At 73.0% G+C, this 20130-nt stretch carries 19 protein-coding genes; 14 read left to right on the top strand and 5 right to left on the bottom strand.

The genetic code is table 11. The features are described from left to right. Positions 1 to 100 precede the first annotated feature (100 nt). Positions 101 to 1348, top strand: coding sequence for a sensor histidine kinase (locus ACFFR3_RS20465; RefSeq protein WP_364373448.1), 1248 nt, complete (start codon positions 101 to 103; stop codon positions 1346 to 1348). Then, positions 1339 to 1986, top strand: a complete 648-nt coding sequence (locus ACFFR3_RS20460) for a response regulator transcription factor (protein ID WP_364373450.1) — start codon at positions 1339 to 1341, stop codon at positions 1984 to 1986. Before ACFFR3_RS20465 ends, ACFFR3_RS20460 begins: the two co-directional genes overlap by 10 nt. 284 nt (positions 1987 to 2270) lie before the next feature. Here the strand turns inward: ACFFR3_RS20460 and mihF are convergent, their stop codons facing one another. Both mihF and ACFFR3_RS20450 read right to left on the bottom strand, forming a co-directional pair. Continuing rightward, on the bottom strand, positions 2271 to 2576 hold the full coding sequence (gene mihF / locus ACFFR3_RS20455; protein ID WP_043641121.1) for an integration host factor, actinobacterial type: 306 nt from the start codon (positions 2574 to 2576) through the stop codon (positions 2271 to 2273). 603 nt (positions 2577 to 3179) lie between these two features. Next, positions 3180 to 4433: an ROK family protein gene (locus ACFFR3_RS20450; protein ID WP_364373453.1), complete on the bottom strand. Its 1254-nt coding sequence runs from the start codon at positions 4431 to 4433 to the stop codon at positions 3180 to 3182. A 98-nt stretch (positions 4434 to 4531) separates the two neighbouring features. Between ACFFR3_RS20450 and ACFFR3_RS20445 the strand changes: the two genes are divergently transcribed. The 10 genes from ACFFR3_RS20445 to rbsK all read left to right on the top strand — a co-directional run bounded on the left by ACFFR3_RS20445 (position 4532) and on the right by rbsK (position 15309). Continuing rightward, complete coding sequence (locus tag ACFFR3_RS20445; RefSeq protein ID WP_379483636.1) at positions 4532 to 5758, top strand: MFS transporter; 1227 nt, start codon at positions 4532 to 4534, stop codon at positions 5756 to 5758. 183 nt (positions 5759 to 5941) lie between these two features. Beyond that, a complete protein-coding gene (locus tag ACFFR3_RS20440; protein WP_345386534.1) occupies positions 5942 to 6982 on the top strand; it encodes a LacI family DNA-binding transcriptional regulator in 1041 nt (346 codons plus the stop codon). Then, positions 6979 to 7893 (top strand): carbohydrate ABC transporter permease, encoded by a 915-nt coding sequence (locus ACFFR3_RS20435; RefSeq protein ID WP_364921375.1) that lies wholly within the window; start codon positions 6979 to 6981, stop codon positions 7891 to 7893. Before ACFFR3_RS20440 ends, ACFFR3_RS20435 begins: the two co-directional genes overlap by 4 nt. Beyond that, positions 7890 to 8708 carry a carbohydrate ABC transporter permease gene (locus ACFFR3_RS20430; RefSeq protein WP_345386530.1) on the top strand — a complete coding sequence of 273 codons (819 nt, stop codon included), beginning with the start codon at positions 7890 to 7892 and terminating at the stop codon, positions 8706 to 8708. Before ACFFR3_RS20435 ends, ACFFR3_RS20430 begins: the two co-directional genes overlap by 4 nt. Positions 8709 to 8717: 9 nt before the next feature. Further along, positions 8718 to 10016 carry an ABC transporter substrate-binding protein gene (locus tag ACFFR3_RS20425; protein ID WP_379483635.1) on the top strand — a complete coding sequence of 433 codons (1299 nt, stop codon included), beginning with the start codon at positions 8718 to 8720 and terminating at the stop codon, positions 10014 to 10016. Beyond that, the gene (locus ACFFR3_RS20420; protein ID WP_379483634.1) at positions 10013 to 10963 is read left to right on the top strand and encodes an ADP-ribosylglycohydrolase family protein; all 951 of its coding nucleotides are present in this window, start codon (positions 10013 to 10015) and stop codon (positions 10961 to 10963) included. Before ACFFR3_RS20425 ends, ACFFR3_RS20420 begins: the two co-directional genes overlap by 4 nt. Before the next feature lie 5 nt (positions 10964 to 10968). Then, positions 10969 to 11967 carry an ADP-ribosylglycohydrolase family protein gene (locus tag ACFFR3_RS20415; protein ID WP_379483633.1) on the top strand — a complete coding sequence of 333 codons (999 nt, stop codon included), beginning with the start codon at positions 10969 to 10971 and terminating at the stop codon, positions 11965 to 11967. Further along, positions 11964 to 13100 (top strand): ADP-ribosylglycohydrolase family protein, encoded by a 1137-nt coding sequence (locus tag ACFFR3_RS20410; protein ID WP_379483632.1) that lies wholly within the window; start codon positions 11964 to 11966, stop codon positions 13098 to 13100. Before ACFFR3_RS20415 ends, ACFFR3_RS20410 begins: the two co-directional genes overlap by 4 nt. Continuing rightward, positions 13097 to 14428, top strand: coding sequence for an ADP-ribosylglycohydrolase family protein (locus tag ACFFR3_RS20405; RefSeq protein WP_345386522.1), 1332 nt, complete (start codon positions 13097 to 13099; stop codon positions 14426 to 14428). Before ACFFR3_RS20410 ends, ACFFR3_RS20405 begins: the two co-directional genes overlap by 4 nt. Continuing rightward, complete coding sequence (gene rbsK / locus ACFFR3_RS20400; RefSeq protein ID WP_364373478.1) at positions 14425 to 15309, top strand: ribokinase; 885 nt, start codon at positions 14425 to 14427, stop codon at positions 15307 to 15309. The genes ACFFR3_RS20405 and rbsK overlap by 4 nt, the downstream gene beginning before the upstream one ends. A gap of 139 nt (positions 15310 to 15448) precedes the next feature. Here rbsK and ACFFR3_RS20395 read toward each other — a convergent pair whose 3' ends face one another. Beyond that, the gene (locus tag ACFFR3_RS20395) at positions 15449 to 15943 is read right to left on the bottom strand and encodes an NUDIX hydrolase (protein ID WP_364373481.1); all 495 of its coding nucleotides are present in this window, start codon (positions 15941 to 15943) and stop codon (positions 15449 to 15451) included. Between the two features lie 42 nt (positions 15944 to 15985). On the opposite strand from ACFFR3_RS20395, the gene ACFFR3_RS20390 reads away from it, so the two are divergent. Next, on the top strand, positions 15986 to 16195 hold the full coding sequence (locus ACFFR3_RS20390) for a hypothetical protein (protein WP_345386518.1): 210 nt from the start codon (positions 15986 to 15988) through the stop codon (positions 16193 to 16195). 353 nt (positions 16196 to 16548) lie between these two features. Here the strand turns inward: ACFFR3_RS20390 and ACFFR3_RS20385 are convergent, their stop codons facing one another. Then, the gene (locus tag ACFFR3_RS20385) at positions 16549 to 17253 is read right to left on the bottom strand and encodes a FadR/GntR family transcriptional regulator (protein ID WP_379483631.1); all 705 of its coding nucleotides are present in this window, start codon (positions 17251 to 17253) and stop codon (positions 16549 to 16551) included. A 173-nt stretch (positions 17254 to 17426) separates the two neighbouring features. Between ACFFR3_RS20385 and leuA the strand changes: the two genes are divergently transcribed. Further along, the gene (gene leuA / locus ACFFR3_RS20380) at positions 17427 to 19142 is read left to right on the top strand and encodes a 2-isopropylmalate synthase (protein ID WP_345386514.1); all 1716 of its coding nucleotides are present in this window, start codon (positions 17427 to 17429) and stop codon (positions 19140 to 19142) included. Between the two features lie 54 nt (positions 19143 to 19196). On the opposite strand, the gene pyrF is transcribed toward leuA, so the two are convergent. Beyond that, positions 19197 to 20021, bottom strand: a complete 825-nt coding sequence (gene pyrF, locus ACFFR3_RS20375) for an orotidine-5'-phosphate decarboxylase (RefSeq protein ID WP_345386512.1) — start codon at positions 20019 to 20021, stop codon at positions 19197 to 19199. Between the last annotated feature and the right edge of the window lie 109 nt (positions 20022 to 20130).

Raw genomic sequence — 20130 nt, 5'->3', positions numbered from 1 at the left:
AGGTCGGCGTGCCACCACCCCAGGGGGTAGGGCCAGCCCTACCAAGGGACACCGGCGCACCCGCTCGTCCGGGCCCGCCCCACGACCTACCGTGGTCACCATGCGCTCCCTGACGAGGCGTGTCCTCCTCGACACCCGTTACACACTGGTCGGCTTCCCGACGACCCTGATCGGCTTCGTGCTCATGCTGCCGGGCTTCGCCGCCGGGCTGGGCAGCATGGTCATCTGGGTCGGGGTGCCGCTGCTGGCCGGCACCCTGCTGATCGCGCGCGGGTTCGCGGACGCGGAGCGAGGCTGGCTGTCGGACGTGCTGCGCAGGCCGCCCGTACGGCCCCGCTACAAGCCCGCCCCGCCGGGCGCCGGCCGCTTCCGCCGCCTCGTCAACCCCATGATGAGCGGGCAGTCCTGGCTCGACCTGCTGCACGGCATCATCAACCTGCCGTTCGCGATCCTCGCGTTCGTGCTGACCGTCGTGTTCTGGGCGGTGCCGATCGCCGGCCTCACCTGGCCGATCTACGGCATCGTCACCTCGCGCATCCCCGGCAACGTCGAGCTGCCCGAGCTGCTCGGCCTGGGCGACGGCTACGTCGTCAACGCGACCTTCTACTTCCTCGTCGGCCTGCTCTTCCTGCTGCTGATGCCGCTCGTCATCCGCGGCGCCGCGCTCCTGCGCGCCGGGCTCGGCCGGGCGCTGCTGACCGGCGTGGCCGAGCTGCACGAGCGCATCGACGACCTGGCGCAGGGCCGGGCCGCCGCCGTCTCCGCCGAGGCCAACGCGCTGCGCAAGCTGGAGCGCGACATCCACGACGGGCCGCAGCAGCGGCTGGTCTCGCTCGCCATGGAGCTGTCCAGGGCGCAGCGGCAGCTCGCCAAGGACCCCGAGGCGGCCCAGGCCACGCTCAAGTCGGCCATCAGCGCGACCCGCGAGACCCTCGACGAGCTGCGCGCGCTCTCGCGCGGCATCGCCCCGCCCATCCTGTCCGACCGCGGCCTCGCGCCCGCGCTGGCCGCGCTGGCCGGCCGGTGCACGGTCCCGGTCGACCTCGACGTGCAGACCGTGGAGCGCTACCAGGCCGCCGTCGAGAACGCCATCTACTTCGTCTGCGCCGAGACCCTCACGAACGTGGCCAAGCACAGCCGCGCGACCGTCTGCACCGTGCAGCTCGTCCGCCTCGGTGACGTCCTCATGCTGACGATCGGGGATGATGGGGTCGGCGGCGCACACGTCGCCAAGGGACATGGGCTCGCCGGGCTGGCCGACCGGCTGCGCGCCGTGGACGGTGAGCTGACCGTCCAGTCGCCCGACGGCGGGCCCACGGTGATCGTGGCGGAGGTTCCGTGCGGGTAGTCGTGGCCGATGACGCGGTGCTGATCAGGGAGGGCCTGGTCAGGCTGCTCGAAGAGTTCGGTTGCGAGGTGGTGGCGACCGTCGGCGACGGCGACGCCCTCGTGGAGGTGGTCGCGCAGCACAAGCCCGACGTGTCGGTGGTCGACGTGCGCATGCCGCCGTCGTTCACCGACGAGGGGCTGCGGGCCGCCGTCGAGGCCCGCCGCAGGGTGCCCGGCACGCCGGTGCTGATCCTGTCGCAGTACGTCGAGGTCTCCTACGCCGACGACCTGCTGGCCGACGCCAGGGGGGCGGTGGGCTACCTGCTGAAGGACCGCGTGGTGGACGTCGACGAGTTCCTGGAGGGCCTGCGGCGGGTGGCCGCGGGCGGCACGGTCTTCGATCCCCAGGTGGTGTCCCAGTTGATGGTGCGCAGGCGCAAGGACGATCCGCTGGCCCAGCTCACGCCGCGCGAGCGCGAGGTGCTCGGGCTCATGGCCGAGGGCCGCTCCAATCCGGCCATCGGACGGCAGCTCGTGATCAGTGACGGCGCCGTGGAGAAGCACATCAGGAGCATCTTCAACAAGCTCGGCCTCTACGCCGAGGACACCGACCAGCACCGCCGCGTCCTCGCCGTCCTGACCTACCTACGCTCCTGACCTACGCTCCTGACCGGTGTGCGCTCCTGGCGGGCCCGCGTCATGGAGTCGCCCGCGTTCTGCCGAGTTGCGGTTGTGACCGGCCACGCGGGCCTGGGGGATTCTGCTGTGGGGGGTGGGGGTGTGACCCCTCTGGGCGGGCCGGGGGTGGGGGTTCCGTGGGACGCCCGCCGGTCGAGCGGGGCGGCTCCGCTCGCCGGGCCCTGCCTGGCTGTGGGTGGCCGGGCTGTGAGGGGTCGCCGGCCGGTCCGCGCGGCGCTGCGCGCGGACCTGGCCGCCCGGCCTTAGCCGAGCGCGTCGACCAGCTTCTTGCGCTGCTGGGCGCCCAGGCCGCCGAGGCGGCGCTTCTCGTCGACGCCCGCCTCCTCCATCAGCGCGGTGGCCTTGGCCGGACCCACGCCCTTGACGGCGCGCAGCGCCTGCGACACCTTGATCTTCTTCGCGATGTCGTCGTCACGCTCCAGCAGCTGAGCGAACGTCAGCTCGCCCGCCTTGACCTTCGCCAGCAGGGCCGTGCGGGCGGCACGGGCCTCGGCTGCCTTGGCCAGAGCGGCTTGACGCTGCTCGGGGGTGAGAGTGGGAAGTGCCATCTCAGTTCTCTCCTCGGGGAGTTTTACGTTCGGGTTCTGTTACCCGTGGTGCAGTGGCTAATCATGGCGGATACCAGCGGTTCGTGTTGCGGAAAGTGCCCTGTCAACGTGCCTCCCGCATCGATGCGGCGGCCCCCGCACACGTCACGCCCGGCAGGACGGTGCCCCCGCTGACCCCTATGCCGCCGACCACGCGTTCTGTCACACCGTAGCCCGAAAAGAGCGGCATGCCGCTTTCTACGGGACGAATCCGGCACCCGCCGGGCCCGCCTGCCCGCCCCTGCCTCCGGAGCCTCCGCCGGTCTTCCTGATCGTCCGCCGACGCCTTGGGCGCGTCACCCGCCGGCGCCGGCCCGGCGATCTCGTGACCTGTCATGAGCTGGGCGGACGCCGCGCCCGCCGCCCCGTCCACCGTCGGGACCAAGATCGCTGAGCGTCGTCGAACCCCAGCTCGACGGCCGCCTCGCCCGTGCGGGGCGCGGGTCCAGGACGTACGGGCACCCACCCCCGGGCCGGGAGGGGTGAGGCGGCTACGGACGGTTCCGTCCCGGCTTCCGGCTCTCTGGCCTGGCAAGATCGCCTACGGGGCCCTCAAGCGAGGCGTTATAGCGGCCTATCCCCGTCCGGGGTGGAATGCGTCACACTTTGCCGGTCGGGCGTGTCGGGGGCCTGGTCAGGGTGGTTTTTGCGCCACAGTTCAAGGCCCTCGACGGTCAGGAACGCGTCGAACACCGACTCCATCGCTCCCAGCAGCGCGCCCCGCCAGCCGAGCGCCGACCCCTCGATGCGCGGCGGCCGCTCCCGGCGGATCGCCATCAGGTACGGCTCGCCGGCCGCCAGGAGCGCCGCCCCCGCCCGCTCGAACAGCTCAGGGCCGTGGCCCGACAGGGTGACCACCTCGGGGTCGTGCGCGTTCACCAGGGCGGCGATGCCCCGGCCCAGCATCCGCGCGGTCGCCTCGACCGCCGCCGCGTCGTACGCGAGCACGTGCTCGGCCTGCTCGCGTCCCCGGCCGCCGCCGTGGGCCAGGCCGGCGTGCCGCAGCAGGGCGTTGGCTCCCACGTCGGCGCCCCAGCAGCCGAGGGCGCCGCACGCGCACAGCCGCCGGCTCTCCGTCAGCGGCATGTGGCCGAACTCGGCGCCGGCCCCGCCCGCCCCGGCGACCGGCCGCCCGTCCACCATCAGGACGCCGCCCAGGTCGAAGTCCACATGCAGGTGCAGCCCCACCCGCACGTCCCGCAGCCGCCCCCGCCGCGCCTCCGCCACCGCCGCGAACGCGGTGTCGTTCCCCACGACCGGCACCTCAGCCGGTGGACCCGCCTCGTCCCGGTCGCCGGCCGCCAGCAGGGCGGGGACGTCGACCCCGTGCCAGTCCAGGTGGGCGATGTCCACGAGGCCGCCGTGGCGTACCGGGCCGGCCAGAGCCACGCCCGTGCCGACGGCCCGGTGGCCGAGGCGGTCGCGGTGGGCGGCCAGGGCCGCGCCCAGCGGGCGGAGCGCGCCTTCCGGGGTGCCGTCGTGCGGGCGTATCTCTAGGACCGTGACGCGGCCGCCCAGCTCGCACTCCGCCAGCTCCCACGCGTCCTCGCGCACGTCCACGGCCAGCGCCACCGGTCCGTACGGATGCGGCCCAGGCACCTGCGTCGGCCGCCCGCGTGCGTGCTCACGCGCCGGCTCCTCGTGCAGCAGCTCGTCCTCGGCCAGCCCCGCCACCAGGACCGATGCCGTGCCTCTGGCCAGCCGCAGATCGCGGGTGAGCTGGGACCGGGTGCGGGTGGCCCCGCAGTCGTGCACGGCGCGCAGCAGCCTGACCCGGTTGTGCGCGCGCAGCTCGCCACTCGTCGTAGCACCATTCACGTTTCACAGTTTATGCTCTAGTCGTGAACAAAAGCGCCATTGTCGCCAGACGGGCTCGTGTCGGAGTTTTCGGATTCTTCTTCCTCGCCGGTCTTGTCATGGGGTTGTGGGCGGCCGGGCTGCCCTCGCTCAACGACCGGCTCGACCTCGGGCCCGCCCTGCTCGGCCGGGTCCTGCTGCTGATCTCCGCCGGTGCGCTGGCGTCGATGCTGCTCGCCGGGCGGCTGGTGGACCGGTGGGGGAGCAGGCGGTTGTGCTGGATCGCCGGGCCGCTGTCCGGGGTGGCCCTGCTGGGGCCCGCGCTGGCGCCGTCGGCCTGGGTGCTGATGGTGCTGGCGGTGGTGTTCGGCATGGGGCTCGGGGTGATGGAGATCGCCATGAACGCCCACTCCGTGGAGGTCGAGCGCTGCTACGGCCGGCCCGTCATCTCCGCCTTCCACGGCACCTGGAGCCTGGGCGGCGCGGCCGGCGGCGGCATCACCTCGCTGGTGCTCCAGGCCGGGCTGGACGCGCAGGGGCTGCTGGTGGTGGCGGCGATCGTGGTGCCCTTCCTGTACCTGCCCGCCGCCCGCCTCCTCCTCCCCGACGCCTGCACGAGCCCTGCCCCGCAGAACGCGGCCGAGGGCGTGGACGTGGACGTGGACGGGGGCGGCGGGAAGCCCGCTGAAGGTGCTGCGGGCGGCTCGGGTGGTGGGTCGCTCAAGTGGGGGCTCATCGCGCTGCTCGGGGTGGCGGCGTTCGCCGGGCATCTGAGCGAGGGCGCGGCCATCGACTGGGCCGCGCTGCACGCCAGGATGGTGCTGGAGACCGATCCCGCGCTCGCGCCGCTGGCGTACACGATCTTCTCGATCGCCATGACCACCGTGCGGCTGCTCGGCGACCCGATCAGGGCCCGGCTGGGCTCGGTGCTGACGATCAGGCTCGCGGGCGTGCTCGCCACCGCCGGGTACGTCCTGGTGCTGGTCTCGCCGCTGCTGGGTGACCCGCTGCGGGTGGTGTGCGCGTGGACCGGGTGGGCGCTGGCCGGGGTGGGGCTGGCGACGGTGGTGCCGGTGCTGTTCAGCGCGGTGGGCGCGGCCGGCGGCCGGGTCGGCAGGGCGCTGGCCATGGTGACCGCCTTCGGCTACACCGGCCTGCTGCTGGGCCCGGCGGTGCTGGGCTTCGTGGCGGAGGCGGCGTCCCTGCCGGTGGCGCTGTTCATCCCGGCCGTGCTGGCGGCCGTGGTCACGGTGGCCGGCTCCCCGGCCATCCGCGCCCTGCTCGCCCTTCCCGGCGCCACCCCGTCCCCGGAGGCGAGCCCGGCGCCCGCTTCCGTGCGCGACTGAAAAAGTCCGAAGGCCGCCCCGCCGCTGTCCGGCCGGGCGGCCGGTTTGCGTTCACCTGCTCTGAACTGGTGTTATGCGATCGTGACTTGACCTGCAAGTTACATCCAGGTTTCATGTGCCCCACGCCGTAAACGTTTACAGCAGATCATTCGTAAACGTTTACACCACGAGGGAAGGACAGCCTTGGGCGACGGACCCACGATCACCACCATCGCCGAGCGCGCCGGTGTCTCGATCGCCTCCGTGTCGCGGGTCCTGAACGGCCTGCCGACCAGGCAGGAGACCGTGCGCAAGGTGATGGCGGCCGCCGACGAGCTGGGCTACGTGCGCAACGCCGTGGCGAGGTCGCTCAAGTCGCGCCGCACCCACCAGATCGCGTTCGCCATGGCCGACGTCGGCAACCCCGCCTACCTGGCGATGCTGCGGGAGATCCAGCCGGTGCTGAAGGCGGCCGGCTACCGGCTCGTGCTGCACTCCACCGACGCCGTCGTGGCCGACGAGATCGACGTGCTGCACAGCCTCGGCGAGCGGTACGTCGACGGCCTCATCATGAGCCCCCTGCGCGTCACCGACACCCACCTGCAGATGCTGGCCACGGCCAGGGCACCCGTCGTGATCATCGGCTCGGTGCCCGACGGGACGCGGGTGGACAACGTACGCGCTGACTCCCGCACCGGCGTCCGGCTGGCCGTCGACCACCTCTACGCGCTCGGCCGCCGCCGCATCGCCATGGTCAACGGCCCGCTCGACACGGTGCCGGGCGCCGCGCGCGGGGCCGCGTACCGGGAGGCGCTGACGGACCTCGGGCTGCCCTACGACGAGAACCTCGTGCAGATCGGCGACTTCTACCGCGAGGAGGGCCGCCGCGCGGTGGCCGAGCTGCTCGACCGCGCCCCCGAGATCGACGCGCTGATGTGCGCCAACGACCTGATCGCGCTCGGCGCGCTCGACGTGCTGCGCGCGAAGGGCCGACGGGTCCCCGAGGACGTGGCGGTGGTCGGCATGGACGACACCGACCTGGCGGCGGCCTCGTGGCCGTCGCTGACCAGCGTCTCGCTCGGCTCGGCCGAGCGCGGCAAGGCGGCGGCGGAGCTGCTGCTGGAGCGGCTGCAGGGCGACGACGGCGACCCCAAGCGGGTCACGGTGGCGCCCAGGCTGGCGATCCGCGCCTCCACGGCCGGCCCCGACTACGAGCGAACCCAGAGGAAGGAGGGCGGCGCGTGACGGCGACCGTGACGCGATCCGCGCCCCCGCGGCGGCCGGGAGCCCGGCGCCGTGCGGCGTCGCGGCAGCGGCGCGAGATGTGGCTGCTGATGCTGCCGGCGATGGTGCCGGTGGTGCTGTTCAGCGTGGGCCCGCTGCTGTACGGCATCGGCCTGGCGTTCACCGACGCCCGCAACACCCGTAACCACCAGACCGAGTTCGTGGGCCTGGAGAACTTCACCCGGCTGATGACGGACGACGAGTTCTGGGCGTCGTTCCAGATCGGCGCGATCTGGTCGGTGTCGGTGACGGTGCTGCAGTTCGTGGCCGCGCTCGGCCTGGCGCTGCTGCTCAACGAGAAGCTCAGGGGCCGCGGCGTGGCCAGGGTGCTGTCGGTGGTGCCGTGGGCGATGCCGCCGGTGGTGGTCGGCCTGATGTGGAAGCTCGTCTACCACCCCGACGCCGGCGTGCTCAACGACCTGCTCGGCACCGACGTCAACTGGCTGGCCGACTTCTCGCTGGCGCTGCCGGCGATCATCGTGGTCGGCGTCTGGGCGGGCATGCCGCAGACGACGGTCGTGCTGCTCGCGGGCCTGCAGAACGTCCCGAAGGAGCTGTACGAGGCCGGCGCGATGGACGGCGCGGGCACCTGGCGGCGCTTCTGGAACATCACGCTGCCGCAGCTCCGCCCGGTGATCGTGGCGATCACCTCGCTCGACTTCGTGTGGAACATCAACCAGTTCGGCCTGGTCTACGTGCTTACGCAGGGCGGACCCGGCGGCCGCACCCGGCTGCCGATGTTGTTCGCCTACGAGGAGGCGTTCAGGTATCGCATGGCCGGTTACGCCTCGATGCTCGGCCTCGCCATGGCCATCGTCGTGCTCGCGGTGCTCGGTCTCTACCTGTGGCGCCAGATGAGGGAGGCCAGGTGAAGCGCGTCTCACAGTACGTCGCCCTGCTCGCGTACGTCGTCTTCCTGGCGTTCCCGCTGCTGTGGCTGCTGTCCACGGCGCTGAAGACGCCGCAGGAGATGGCGCTGACCGAGCCGACATGGATCCCGCGCGAGCCGACGCTGACCAACTTCGGCGCCGCGTTCGGCGAGCAGGACCTGGTCGGCGCGTCGCTGCGCAGCCTGGTGGTGGCGTTGTTCGCCAGCGTGATCACGGTGCTGATCTCGCTGCCCGCCTCCTACGCGATGGCCCGCTACCGGGGCCTGGTCAACAAGATCGCGATCGGGTGGGTGCTGGTCAGCCAGGTGTTCCCGTTCATCCTGATCATCATCCCGCTCTTCATGATCCTGCGTGACCTGGAGCTGGTGAACACGCTGCCCGGTCTGGTGCTCGTGCACGTCACGTTCACGCTGCCGTTCGCGCTGTGGATGCTGCAGGGGTACGTGCGCGCGGTGCCGCCCGAGCTGGAGGAGGCCGCGGCGGTGGACGGCGCCTCGCGGCTGCGCTCGATCGCGTCCGTGGTGGCCCCGCTGCTCGCACCCGGCGTGGTGGCGACGCTGCTGTTCTCCTTCATCTCGTCCTGGAACGAGTTCATGTTCGCGCTCGTCATCCTCCAGGACCCCGACGTCATGACACTCCCGCTGACGCTGGTGCGCTTCACCGGCCCGGAGGGGGTGGCCAGGCTCGGCCCGCTGGCCGCGGCGTCGCTCATGGCGACGATCCCGAGTCTGATCTTCTTTTCGATCATCCAGCGGCGTTTGAAGTCCGGCCTGATGGCCGGCGCCGTCAAGGGCTAGGAGGCTCATATGCGTATCACGTCCGCTCTGGCGGTGGCGGCGGTCCTCACGCTGGCCGCCGCGTGCGGCGGGGGAGGCGGCGAGTCGCCGGCTCCCGGCGAGCCGGTCACGATCGACTTCCTCAGCCTGGCGTGGCAGAAGGAGTCGGTGGCCGCGAACAAGCAGCTCGTGGACGAGTGGAACAAGGCCAACCCGGACATCCAGGTGACCTACGTCCAGGGCAGCTGGGACAACGTCAACGACCAGCTCGTCACCCAGTTCTCCGGCGGCACGGCGCCCGACGTCATCCACAACGACTCGCCCGCGCTGTCCGGTTTCGCCTCCGACGGCTACCTGCTGGACCTGAAGGACAAGCTGCCCGCCGAGCTGAAGAGCGACATCCCGCAGCCGGCCTGGGACACCGTCACCTTCGACGACGGCCAGGGCGGCCAGGGCGTGTACGGCGTGCCGTTCCTGCAGGAGTCGCAGGTCATCATCGCCAACAAGAAGCTGCTCGACGCCGCCGACGTCCGCGTGCCCACCCCGGACAATCCGTGGACGTGGGACGAGTTCTCCGCGGCGGCCAGGAAGATGACCAAGGGCGGCACGTACGGCGTGGCCTGGCCGATGAAGTCGCCGGTCAACAAGACGCTCAACCTGGCGCTCAATTTCGGCGGCACGTTCTTCCAGACCACCGACGGCAAGACCACCGTCAAGGTCGGCGCCGAGGAGCGCGAGGTGCTCCAGCGCATCCACGACCAGCTCCACAAGGACAAGTCGGCCGACCCGGCCGCGCTCGGCCAGGGCACCGCCGACCCGCTGCCCGCCTTCTACCAGGGCAAGTTCGCGATGCTGCCGACCGGCGTCTACCTGCGCCAGCAGGTGGCCGAGCAGGCTCCCGATGACTTCGAGTGGGTCACGCTGCCCGCGCCCAAGGGCACCAGCGCCTCGCAGGGCGCGGTCTCGCAGACGCTGTCGATCGCGCAGGACAGCAAGCACCCGGACGAGGCGATGAAGTTCATCGCGTTCTTCCTGAACGGCGCCAACCAGGCCAAGCTCGCCAAGGGCGACTGGCTGCTGCCGACCTCGCAGCAGGCCGCCGCCGACCCCGCCATCACCACCAAGGAGAACGGCTGGGACGTGGCGACCGCCTCCGCCAAGGACCTGGTCGTCGCGCCGTTCCTGAAGGTGAACGGGTTCGACGAGTGGAAGACCAAGGTCGCCACGCCGGTGCTGCAGGAGTACTTCGCCAACAAGATCTCCCTCGACGACGCGGCCAAGCGGCTGGTCGAGGACGGTAACAAGGTGCTGGAGCGGTACTACCGGTGATCTCACCACGCGACAGGGCCCGGGGGTGCCTGCTCGGCCTGGCGGCCGGCGACGCCCTCGGCGCCCCTGCCGAGAACCTGACCCCGGAGGAGATCCGCCGCCGGTGGGGCCGGCTCACCGAGATCGAGGGCGGCGGCACCGACGACACCGAGTACGCCATCTTCGCCGCCTCCCTGCTGGTCCGCCACGGTCACGCGCTCACCGCGGCCGACGTGGCGGCGGCCTACCGGGCCGAGGTCATCCCCAGCGTGCGGGGGCCGATGCGCGGCGCCGGGTTCTCCGAGCTGGGGACCGTCGAAGCGCTTCGCCGCGGGCTCGAACCGCCGCTGACCGGGCTGGTGCACTCGCACGGCTGGTCCGACGGGCTGGCCATGCGGGCGGCGCCGTACGGGATCTTCTGCCCGGGTGACCCGGCGGAGGCGGCCCGGCTGGTGGAGCAGGACGGGCTGGTCAGCGGGTCGGGCGAGGGCATCATGGGCGGCCGGGCGGTCGCCGGCGGGGTGGCCGCCGCCATGGGCGGCGCCTCGCCCGACGAGGTCGTCGACGTGGCGCTGTCGGTCGTCCCGGCCGACTCGTGGACCGCGCGGAACGTCACACGAGCCAGGGACGCTCTCAGGACCGGCGATCCCGCCGCGCTGCACGAGGCCGTCGTGGTCAGGCACTACCCGTGGACCGACGTCGCGCCCGAGGCCGTGGCGCTGGCGATGGCCGCGTTCCTCGCCGGGAACGGCGAGGTCGAGGCGGCCGTGACGTACGGCGTGGGCCTCGGCAGGGACGCCGACACGATCGGCGCCATCGCCGGCGCGCTGGCCGGAGCCGCCCAGGGAGAGGGCGGCGTGCCGGCGCGCTGGGCCGCGCGGATCGGGCCCGTGACGGGCAAATGCCTGCCCGTCGTGGCGGGAAGACACGTGCTGGACGTCGCCGACGAGCTGGCGGAAGGACTGTAGATCACATGTCGGGGGACAGAATCAGGGGAGCCTTCGCCGGGCTCGCCGCCGGTGACGCCGCGGGCTGGCCCGCGACCCGGCACCGCTCGGCCCGGCACGCGCCCTGGAGCCGCCGCCTGCACCGCGAGCTCGACGCGTTCGCCGAGGAGCATCGGGTGACCACGCTGCCGGTGCCGTTCGCGCTGAACCAGCCGGTCGCGCCGCTGCGGCTGGGCCCGTCGGACGACGCCGAATGGCTCGCCTGGACGGCGCTCACCATCGGCAGGCCGCGCGCGGAGGCGTACGGGGAGCTGGTGTCCGTACGCCCGGGCACCGGGCCGGAGAGCATCAGGGCCCGCATCTCCGTCGCGACCGCGCTGGACAACCTGGCCAAGGGGGTCGCGCCGCCCGCGTCGGGCCACGACAACCCGCACCACTTCGACGACGCCGCCGCCGTCAGGGCGGTCGCGTACGGGGCCGCCGGCAGCGACCCGACCCCCGACGCGCAGGTGACGAACGCGGGCGACGGCGTGCTGGCCGCCCGCGCGATGGCCGCCGCCGTGACCGCGGCCGTCGCGTCCGGACGGGTGGGCGCGGCGGTCGAGGCGGCACTGGCCGAGCTGCCCGAGGACACCGCCATCGGGCACAACGCCCGGCTCGCGCTGGCCGTCGCGCGGAAGGCGGGCGACGCGTTCGCCGCCGTCCCCGCGCTGGACGCGGCCCTGGTCGACCACGTCTACAGCTACGGCGTCGGCGCCGCGCAGACCGTGCCGGCCGCGCTCGCGCTGGCCGAGGCGGCGGGCGGCGACCTCACCCGCGCCGTGCCGGCGGCGGCCTGCCTGGCCGCGCTGGCCGACTCGGCGCCCGCGCTCACCGGAGCGCTCACCGGAGCCTGCGGCGGGTACGAGGCGGTCCCGGAGGGGTGGACCGCCTCGTCCCGCACGCTCACCGGCTGCTGCCTGCCCGACCTGGCGGGCCGAGACTTGATCGAAATAGCGGACACACTTTCGGAGGGAATCGCATGACGCCGCTTGAGGACAGGGCGACTGGCTGCGTGGCGGGGGCGGCGGTCGGTGACGCGCTGGGCGGCGCCACCGAAGGCTGGACCGCCGAACAGATCGTGGAACGTTACGGGGGCCGTGTCGAGGGCATCGTGCCGCCGTACAACGCCGACTGGCGCAACGCCAGGCCCATCGCCCCCTACCACAAGGGCGACGGCCACATCACCGACGACACCCTGATGACGCACGCGCTGATCCGCGTCTACGAGAAGGCCGGACGCCACCTGGACGCGTACGCGGTGGCCGAGCACCTCGTGCCCGAGCTGATGGGCGAGAAGCGCTGGATCCCCGAGCTGGAGGCCGAGGCGCTGCCGCTGCAGCGCATCTTCCTGGCCGAGAAGTGGATCGTGGCCCGCCTGCACTACGGCCACGCCGACCCGCGCGAGGCCGGTGTCGGCAACATCGTCAACTGCGGCGCCGCCATGTACGTCGCCCCCGTCGGCATCGTCAACGCCGCCGACCCCGACGCCGCCTACGCCGAGGCGCTCGACCTGGCCGGCGCCCACCAGTCCAGCTACGGCCGCGAGGCCGCGGGCGTGATGGCCGCCGCCGTCGCCGAGGCCATGCGGCCGGGCGCCACCGCGGACTCCGTGGTCGGCGCCTGCCTGCGCCTGGCCAAGGACGGCACCAGGGCCGCCATCGAGGCCGTCTGCGAGACCGCTTCGGGGCTCGGCCACTGGGAGGGCTCGTTCGAGGCGCTGCGCGCGGCCGTCCGCCCGTACGACACGGTCGCCGACACCTACCGCGACCAGGGGCTGGGCGCGCGCAGGCCGAGTAGGGTGCACAGCATCGAGGAACTGCCGCTCGCCCTCGCCTTCCTGGTGATCGCCAAGGGCGACTACCGCGACACCGTGCTCGGCGGCGTCAACTACGGCCGCGACGCCGACTCGATCGCCTCCATGGGCGGCGCCATCGCGGGCGCGCTCGGCGGGCTGTCCAGTGTGCCGGCCGAGTGGGTCGAGCAGGTCGGCACGGCAAGCCGTACGGACCTGGTGGCCCCGGGGCGTGCCATCGCCGAGGTCGCGCGCCGCCTGCACACCGCCGACGTCACCCGCCGCCGCGCCCACGAGGCCGCGTTCGCCGAGCTCGACGCATGATCCGGCTCACCTGGGTCCAGCCCGAGGACCTGATCGGGCACGAGCTGCGCCAGGCCGCCGAGGACGGCCGCGACGCCCGCGAGATCGCCGCCCGCTGGCACGCCGCGGGCGGCCACGACGCGCCGCCGCGCGCCGGCGCCTCGGAGCCCGGGGCCGCCCGGCTGCGCGGCCTGGCCGAGGAATTGCTGGACGAGCTGGCCGCGCTCCCGGTGCCGCCCGGCGAGCCGTCCGACCTGGACGGCATCATCGCCGCCTGCCCCGACTGGCCCGCGCCCCGGCAGGGGAGCGCCGGCGTGGACCCCGGCCGGGTGCTGGGCGCCTGGCTCGGCCGGGCCGCCGGATGCGTGCTCGGCAAACCCGTCGAGAAGATCCCGCGCGAGGGCATCAGGGAGATCGCCGAGTCGACCGGCAACTGGCCGATCACCGGCTGGTTCACCGCCAAGGGCCTGCCGGACGACGTCGCCCGACGCTGGCCGTGGAACCGCCGCAGCGCCGTCAACTCCCTGGCCGAGAACATCGACGGCGTCCCCGAGGACGACGACCTCAACTACCCGCTGCTCGCCCTGTCCGTGCTGGAGCGCCACGGGCGCGGCTTCACCACCGACGACGTCGCCAAGCTCTGGCTGGACGAGCTGCCCGCAGGGCGCACGTTCACCGCCGAGCGGGTCGCGTACCGCAACCTCCTCGACGGCCTCGAACCGCCCGCCACCGCCACCCGCCGCAACCCGTTCAGGGAGTGGATCGGCGCGCTCATCAGGGCCGACGTGTACGGCTGGGTCAACCCGGGTGACCCGGCCACCGCCGCCGAGTACGCCTGGCGCGACGCCCGCCTCACCCACACCGCCAACGGCGTCTACGGGGCCATGTTCACGGCCGCGATGTGCGCCGCCTCGCTGGTCGCCACGTCGGCCGACGAAGTCGTGCGGGCCGGGCTGTCCGTGGTGCCCGCCGGGTCGCGGCTGCACGAGGCCGTCACCCTCGCCGTCGCCGACGCCCGGAGCGAGCCCGACTTCGAACGGGTCATCGACCGCCTGCACGAACGCCACGGGCACCTCCACTGGGTGCACACCGTCAACAACGCCGCCCTCGTCGCCGCCACCCTCGTGCACGGCCACGGCGACTTCACCGCCACCGTCGCGGGCGCGGTCGCCGGCGGCTGGGACACCGACTCCGCGGGAGCCACCGCCGGATCCGTGGCGGGCGCGCTGGGCGGCGGCGTGCCCGAGCGCTGGCGCATGCGCGACAGCCTGGCCAGCAGCCTGACCGGGTTCGACGGGGTGGGTCTTGCCGAGCTGGCCGCGCGTACACAGGAGATGATGGCGTCATGATCTCGGTTTTCGGCAGCGCCAACATGGACCTCGTCGCGTACGTCTCCCAGGCCCCCCGGCGTGGTGAGACCGTCACCGGCCACCGCTTCCGCACCGTGCCCGGCGGCAAGGGCGCCAACCAGGCGATCGCCGCGGCGCGGGCGGGCGGTGAGGTGGCGTTCCTGGGGGCCGTGGGCGACGACGGGTTCGGCGCCGAGATGCGGGTCACGCTCGCCGACGCCGGAGTCGACGTACGCGGGCTGCGCCAGGTGCCGGGGCCCAGCGGCATCGCGCACATCGTGGTGGACGACTCGGGCGGCAACTCGATCATCGTCGTCCCGGGCGCCAACGGCACGGTCACCGGGCCGTCCGGCTCCGACCTGGCCGCCATCGCGAGCTCCCAGGCGCTGCTGCTCCAGCTGGAGCTGCCCATGGAGGCCGTCGCCGGGGCCGCGCAGGCCGCCCGGGTGTCCGCCGTCCACGTCTACCTCACCCCGGCGCCCGCCCAGCCGCTGCCGGCCGAGCTGCTCGAGGCCGTCACCACGATCGTCCCGAACGAGCACGAGGCGGCCGCCATCACCGGCGTCTCCACTCCCGACGGGGCCCTCGACGCGCTGCTCGAACTCGTGCCAGAAGCGGTCATCACGCTCGGCTCGGAAGGCGCGCTCTACGGGGCGCGTTCGGGGGAGCGGCACCGGGTGCCCGCCGTCAAGGTGAACGCCGTGGACACGACCGCGGCCGGTGACACGTTCGTCGGCGCCCTCGCCGTCGCCCGGTCCGAGGGGATGGCGGTGCCGCGGGCGCTGGAGTTCGCCTCGGCGGCGGCGGCGCTGTCGGTGCAGCGGGAGGGCGCGAGCACCTCGATGCCCTCCCGCCGCGACATAGAAGACACCCTCACCTGAACATCCGCCGCATCTGCCGGTGCTTGCCCGCGCCGGCCCCCGTGCTTGCCCGCGCCGGACTTCAGGGTTTGCCCGCTCCGGCTCAGGGCCTCCCCGCCTGGGCTCGGCCGGCCGGCCGATTCGGGTGGCGACCGGCCGATCACCAGCCGAGCTTGACCGGCTCCGCCGGTCTGTCGCCGGCGAGCAGGGCCGGCAGGATGCCGGCCAGTCCGGGCGGGAAGACCGGCTCTTGGACGGCGGCCAGCTCGTCGGCACGCCACCACCGGTGCCCCCGCGCCAGCTCCTCCACCTCGTAGTCCTCCAGCGCGCCGGGCTCCAGCGTCGCCGCCGCCACCCGGGCGAAGAAGTAGGTGTGGACGCTGTAGAAGTGGCGTCCCAGGTTCGACCAGGGGCCCTCATTCGTGGCCACCGGCCCGACGAGAGCCTGCGGGTCCAGCACGTGGCCGGTCTCCTCCCACGCCTCCCGTACGGCCGCGTCGGCCGCGCTCTCACCCGGCTCGATGCCGCCGCCGGGCAGGTGCCAGGAGAGCACGCGCGGCCAGGGATCGGGCGGGAGCAACCGGAGCATCAGCACCTGGTCGCCGGGATCGGCCAGAATGACGCGGGCGGTGGGGCGCTGCGTGTATAAGGGCATGCCCGGAAGGTAGCAAACCGGGCATCGGGGCAGGTGGGAGGCATGAGGAAGACATCCGATGAGCTCCCCGAAGCGATCGGCGGCGTGGACGGCGAGAGCGACATCGTCGCGGAACGCTCCGGCTGCAGCACCCCGCGCACCCGCCGCCCGGTGTCCGCCGACCCACCCGACGAGCAGGACGAGCCGGAACCGGAAGAGCTGCTCGACGAGGAAGAGGACATCATCCGCCCCGACATCGGCCCCACCGGCTGACCGGCCCTTCACGAGGCCACCGTCTCCTCTGCCCAGCGGGCGGGTGGTCCTCCAGCCTCCTCTGCACAGATCGCCGCCGCCTCCACCGGCCAACGACCACGGGCGCTCTTGACACGGATGTCCTGCGCTTGAATCGGGCTCACGAGCTCAGTTCGCTACTCCAAGTAGCAAAAAACCGGGCTCCTACGTATGCCTATGCGTCACCAGAGTCAACCCAACGGGACAGGAGACGCCGGTGCCACCGATGTCGCAGTAGCCGTTGGGGGCTTGAGAAGACATTGGTGGTGGCTGCGGTCGGCGGACAAGTTCGCTGGTCGCCCTCCACCTCCTGAGGACGGCGGTGGTGACTGCGGTCAGCTGCGGGGTGCGGGGTGCGTGTGGAGGTGGGTCAGGGTTTGGTGCAGCTCGGTGTGCAGGGTCTCGGCGGCGGCGTCGGCGTCGCCGTTCCTGATCGCGGCCACCAGTGCCGCGTGCGTGTCGTGGCCGATGTTGGGGTCGTGTTCGCGTAGCGACAGCAGCTCCACCAGGGAGATCAGCCCCTCCCTGAGCACGGGTGCGAACTCCTCGAACAGGTCGGTGAGCACGGGGTTGCGGGCCGCTGCCACGACCGCCGCGTGCAGCGCGATGTCGGCGGCGACGAAGGCGGCGTCGTCGCCATCCGCCGCACGGGCGCGGGCGGCCAGAGCAGCCTCCAGGGCCGCCACGTCCTCCTCGGTACGCCGCTCCGCCGCCAGCCGCGCCGCCTGGGTCTCGACGATGACGCGGACCTCGTACACGTCGGTGATGGCGGCCCGCCGCAGCCGGGCGGGCCAGTCCTCGGCCGGCTCGGTGGCGATCACGTAGACACCGGACCCCTGCCGCGCCTGCACCAGCCCGGCGCCGGCGAGCGCCCGCAACGCCTCGCGCACGGTCGAGCGCCCCACCCCCAGCGTCTTGGCCAGCGTGTTCTCCCCGGGCAGCCGGGTGCCGACCGGCCACTCTCCCTGGGTGATCTGCTCGCGCAGATGCTCGGTGGCCTGCTCGACGAGCGGGCTGGGGCGAAGGGAGCCGAGCGGCATGGGCGTCAACCTCTCAGGTTGTCTGAGGACCTGTGATGTGGTTAGTCTAGCCCGCATGTCGTACGGTCTGCTGCTTCTCGGCCGCCGCGGCGGGGCCTGACCGGACCGGCACCCCGCCGCGGTGGTCAGGGTGCCCGCCGGTCCCCCGAAGAGCGACCGAAGGACAAAGAGAGATGTACGACTGGAACCGGCAGCGCCCGAGCGCGATGCCGTACCACCGCTACCGCCCCGCCCACGACCGCGTGGAGGTGCCGGCGGCGGACCGCGCCTGGCCCGCGCGGCGCATCACCGAGGCGCCCCTGTGGGTCCCGGTGGACCTGCGCGACGGCAACCAGGCGCTGGCCGAGCCGATGGACCCGGCACGCAAGCGCCGTATGTTCGAGCTGCTCACCACGATGGGCTACAAGGAGATCGAGGTCGGCTACCCCTCGGCCAGCCAGACCGACTTCGACTTCGTCCGCCACCTGGCCACCCCGGGCATGGTGCCGGACGACGTGAGCGTGGTGGTGTTCACGGCGGCGAGGCGCGACCTGATCGAGCGTACGTTCGCCGCCATCGAGGGCATGTCCCGCGTGGTCGTGCACCTCTACACGGCCACCGCCCCGACCTGGCGCGAGGTCGTGCTCGGCCACGACAGGGCCGAGCTGCACGCCCTGATCAGGGACGCCGCCGAGCACGTCGCCCGCCTGGCGGGCGACCGCGACATCCGCTTCCAGTTCTCGCCTGAGGTGTTCAACCTCACCGAGCCGGACTACGTCCTGGAGGTCTGCAACGGCCTGACGGCCCTGTGGGACGCCTCACCCGACCGCCCGGTGATCCACAACCTGCCGGCGACGGTCGAGGTGGCGACGCCCAACGTGTACGCCGACCAGATCGAGTACATGCACCGCCACCTCGACCGCAGGGACGCGGTGATCCTGTCGGTGCACCCGCACAACGACCGCGGCACCGGCGTGGCCTGCGCCGAGCTGGCCGTGCTGGCGGGGGCGCAGCGGGTGGAGGGCTGCCTGTTCGGCAACGGCGAGCGCACCGGCAACGTGGACCTGGTGACGCTGGCGCTCAACCTGCACTCCCAGGGCGTCGACCCGATGGTGGACTTGTCGGACATCGACGAGGTGCGCCGGGTGGTCGAGCACTGCAACAGGCTGCCGGTGCCCGACCGCCACCCCTACGCCGGCGACCTCGTCTACACCGCCTTCTCCGGCACCCACCAGGACGCCATCAACAAGGGCCTGGCCCACCACGCCAAGCGGGCCGCCGACCTGGGCGTGCCGCCCGAGCGGGCGCCGTGGGAGGTGCCGTACCTGCCGATCGACCCCGCCGACGTGGGCCGCGACTATCAGGCGGTCATCCGCGTCAACAGCCAGTCGGGCAAGGGCGGCATCGCGTACCTGCTGCACACCCGCTACGGCCTGGAGCTGCCGCGCCGCCTGCAGATCGACTTCTCATCGGTCGTGCAGCGGGCCACCGACGGCAGCGGCGAGGAGATCACCGCAGAGCAGCTGTGGGAGCTGTTCCACGCCACCTACGTCGCGCCGGGCGAGGGCGCCGCGCCGGTGGAGTGGAGGACGGTGGAGAAGGCTCCCGGGGTGCACGTGTTCGAGGGGACGCTGCCCGGCGGGCGCCGCGTGCACGGCACCGGCAACGGCCCGCTGGCCGCGCTCACGGCGGCGCTCGCCGCCGGCGGCACGGAGGCGGACATCCTGCACTACGCCGAGCACGCGCTCGACCCCGGCAGGGGCGGCAGGGCCATCGCGTACGTCGAGCTGCGCGCGGGCGGCGTCACCCGCTGGGGCGCGGCCCAGGACACCTCGGTGCTGACGGCGTCGGTGCACGCCGTCATGGCCGCCGTCGCGCGGGCCCGCGAGGGGACAGCCGTTCAGGTTTGAGCACCCACGGGAGAGCCGCCGTTCAGAACTGAACGGCCCCGAGGGAGCCGCCGGTCAAAGGTGAGCGGCGGTCTGAGGTGACAGGTGGGCGGCGCATTCGTCGCGGTAGCGCAGCACGCGGGCGCGCAGCCGCTGCGGGTCGGCGAGCACGGCACGGGAGACGGACGGCACGACGGCGTGGCGTACCGGCCCGAACAGCCGCGCCACGTCGGCCGGCGTCGCCCCCTGGACGCCCATCCCCGGCGCCAGGATGGGGCCGTTGAGGTCGTCGAGCGGCAGGTCGAGCCGCTGCAGCGTCGCCCCGATCACCAGGCCGACCGGCCCGAACGGCGAGTGTCCCGCGTTCGCGGCCACGGCGCCCGCCAGCACCTGCCCGGCCACCGGCTGCTGGAAGTCCGCCGACTCGGGGTTGGAGGTGCGTGTCACCACGAACACGGCCGCGTCGTTGGCCACCGCCGACGTGATCGCGCCCTCCAGTGACCCGAACCCCTGATACGGGCTGAGCGTCACCGCGTCGGCCGCGAGCGGGCTGCCCCGGTCGAGGTAGGCCTCCGCGTAGGCCGTCATGGTGCTGCCGACGTCGCCGCGCTTGGCGTCGAGCAGCACCAGCGTGCCCGCCTCGCGCAGGTCGGCGATGGTGCGCTCCAGCACGGCGATGCCGCGGCTGCCCCAGCGCTCGAAGAAGGCCGACTGCGGCTTGACGACGGCGGCGACGTCGGCGACGGACTCGACGACCGTGCGGCTGAACCGCTCGATCCCGGCCGGCGCGTCGTCGAGCTCCCAGGCGTGCAGCAGCGCGGGGCTGGGATCGATACCGACACAGAGCGGCCCGTACGCGTCGAGCCTGGCGCGAAGGCGGGTCCCGAACGACTCGTTCATCAGATACCTCCGTGGCAACCCCCGCCTTCAGGCGGGGGAGGAATCGGACCCCTGCGGAGCAGGACAGGGGCAGCCGGTTCGCCGTCAGGCGAACCGTATTCATCGAACA

It is taken from the genome of Nonomuraea salmonea, assembly GCF_042428605.1.
GTDB classification, from domain to species: domain Bacteria; phylum Actinomycetota; class Actinomycetes; order Streptosporangiales; family Streptosporangiaceae; genus Nonomuraea; species Nonomuraea salmonea.
This window is presented reverse-complemented; position numbering and strand designations above follow the sequence as displayed.

Coding starts and splice junctions, on each gene's coding strand:
- ACFFR3_RS20465 (WP_364373448.1), top strand. CDS start 101: ATGCGCTCCCTGACGAGGCGTGTCCTCCTCGACACCCGTTACACACTG.
- mihF (WP_043641121.1), bottom strand. CDS start 2,576: ATGGCACTTCCCACTCTCACCCCCGAGCAGCGTCAAGCCGCTCTGGCC.
- ACFFR3_RS20445 (WP_379483636.1), top strand. CDS start 4,532: ATGGGGTTGTGGGCGGCCGGGCTGCCCTCGCTCAACGACCGGCTCGAC.
- ACFFR3_RS20425 (WP_379483635.1), top strand. CDS start 8,718: ATGCGTATCACGTCCGCTCTGGCGGTGGCGGCGGTCCTCACGCTGGCC.
- ACFFR3_RS20415 (WP_379483633.1), top strand. CDS start 10,969: ATGTCGGGGGACAGAATCAGGGGAGCCTTCGCCGGGCTCGCCGCCGGT.
- ACFFR3_RS20410 (WP_379483632.1), top strand. CDS start 11,964: ATGACGCCGCTTGAGGACAGGGCGACTGGCTGCGTGGCGGGGGCGGCG.
- ACFFR3_RS20405 (WP_345386522.1), top strand. CDS start 13,097: ATGATCCGGCTCACCTGGGTCCAGCCCGAGGACCTGATCGGGCACGAG.
- rbsK (WP_364373478.1), top strand. CDS start 14,425: ATGATCTCGGTTTTCGGCAGCGCCAACATGGACCTCGTCGCGTACGTC.
- ACFFR3_RS20395 (WP_364373481.1), bottom strand. CDS start 15,943: ATGCCCTTATACACGCAGCGCCCCACCGCCCGCGTCATTCTGGCCGAT.
- ACFFR3_RS20390 (WP_345386518.1), top strand. CDS start 15,986: ATGAGGAAGACATCCGATGAGCTCCCCGAAGCGATCGGCGGCGTGGAC.
- ACFFR3_RS20385 (WP_379483631.1), bottom strand. CDS start 17,253: ATGCCGCTCGGCTCCCTTCGCCCCAGCCCGCTCGTCGAGCAGGCCACC.
- leuA (WP_345386514.1), top strand. CDS start 17,427: ATGTACGACTGGAACCGGCAGCGCCCGAGCGCGATGCCGTACCACCGC.
- pyrF (WP_345386512.1), bottom strand. CDS start 20,021: ATGAACGAGTCGTTCGGGACCCGCCTTCGCGCCAGGCTCGACGCGTAC.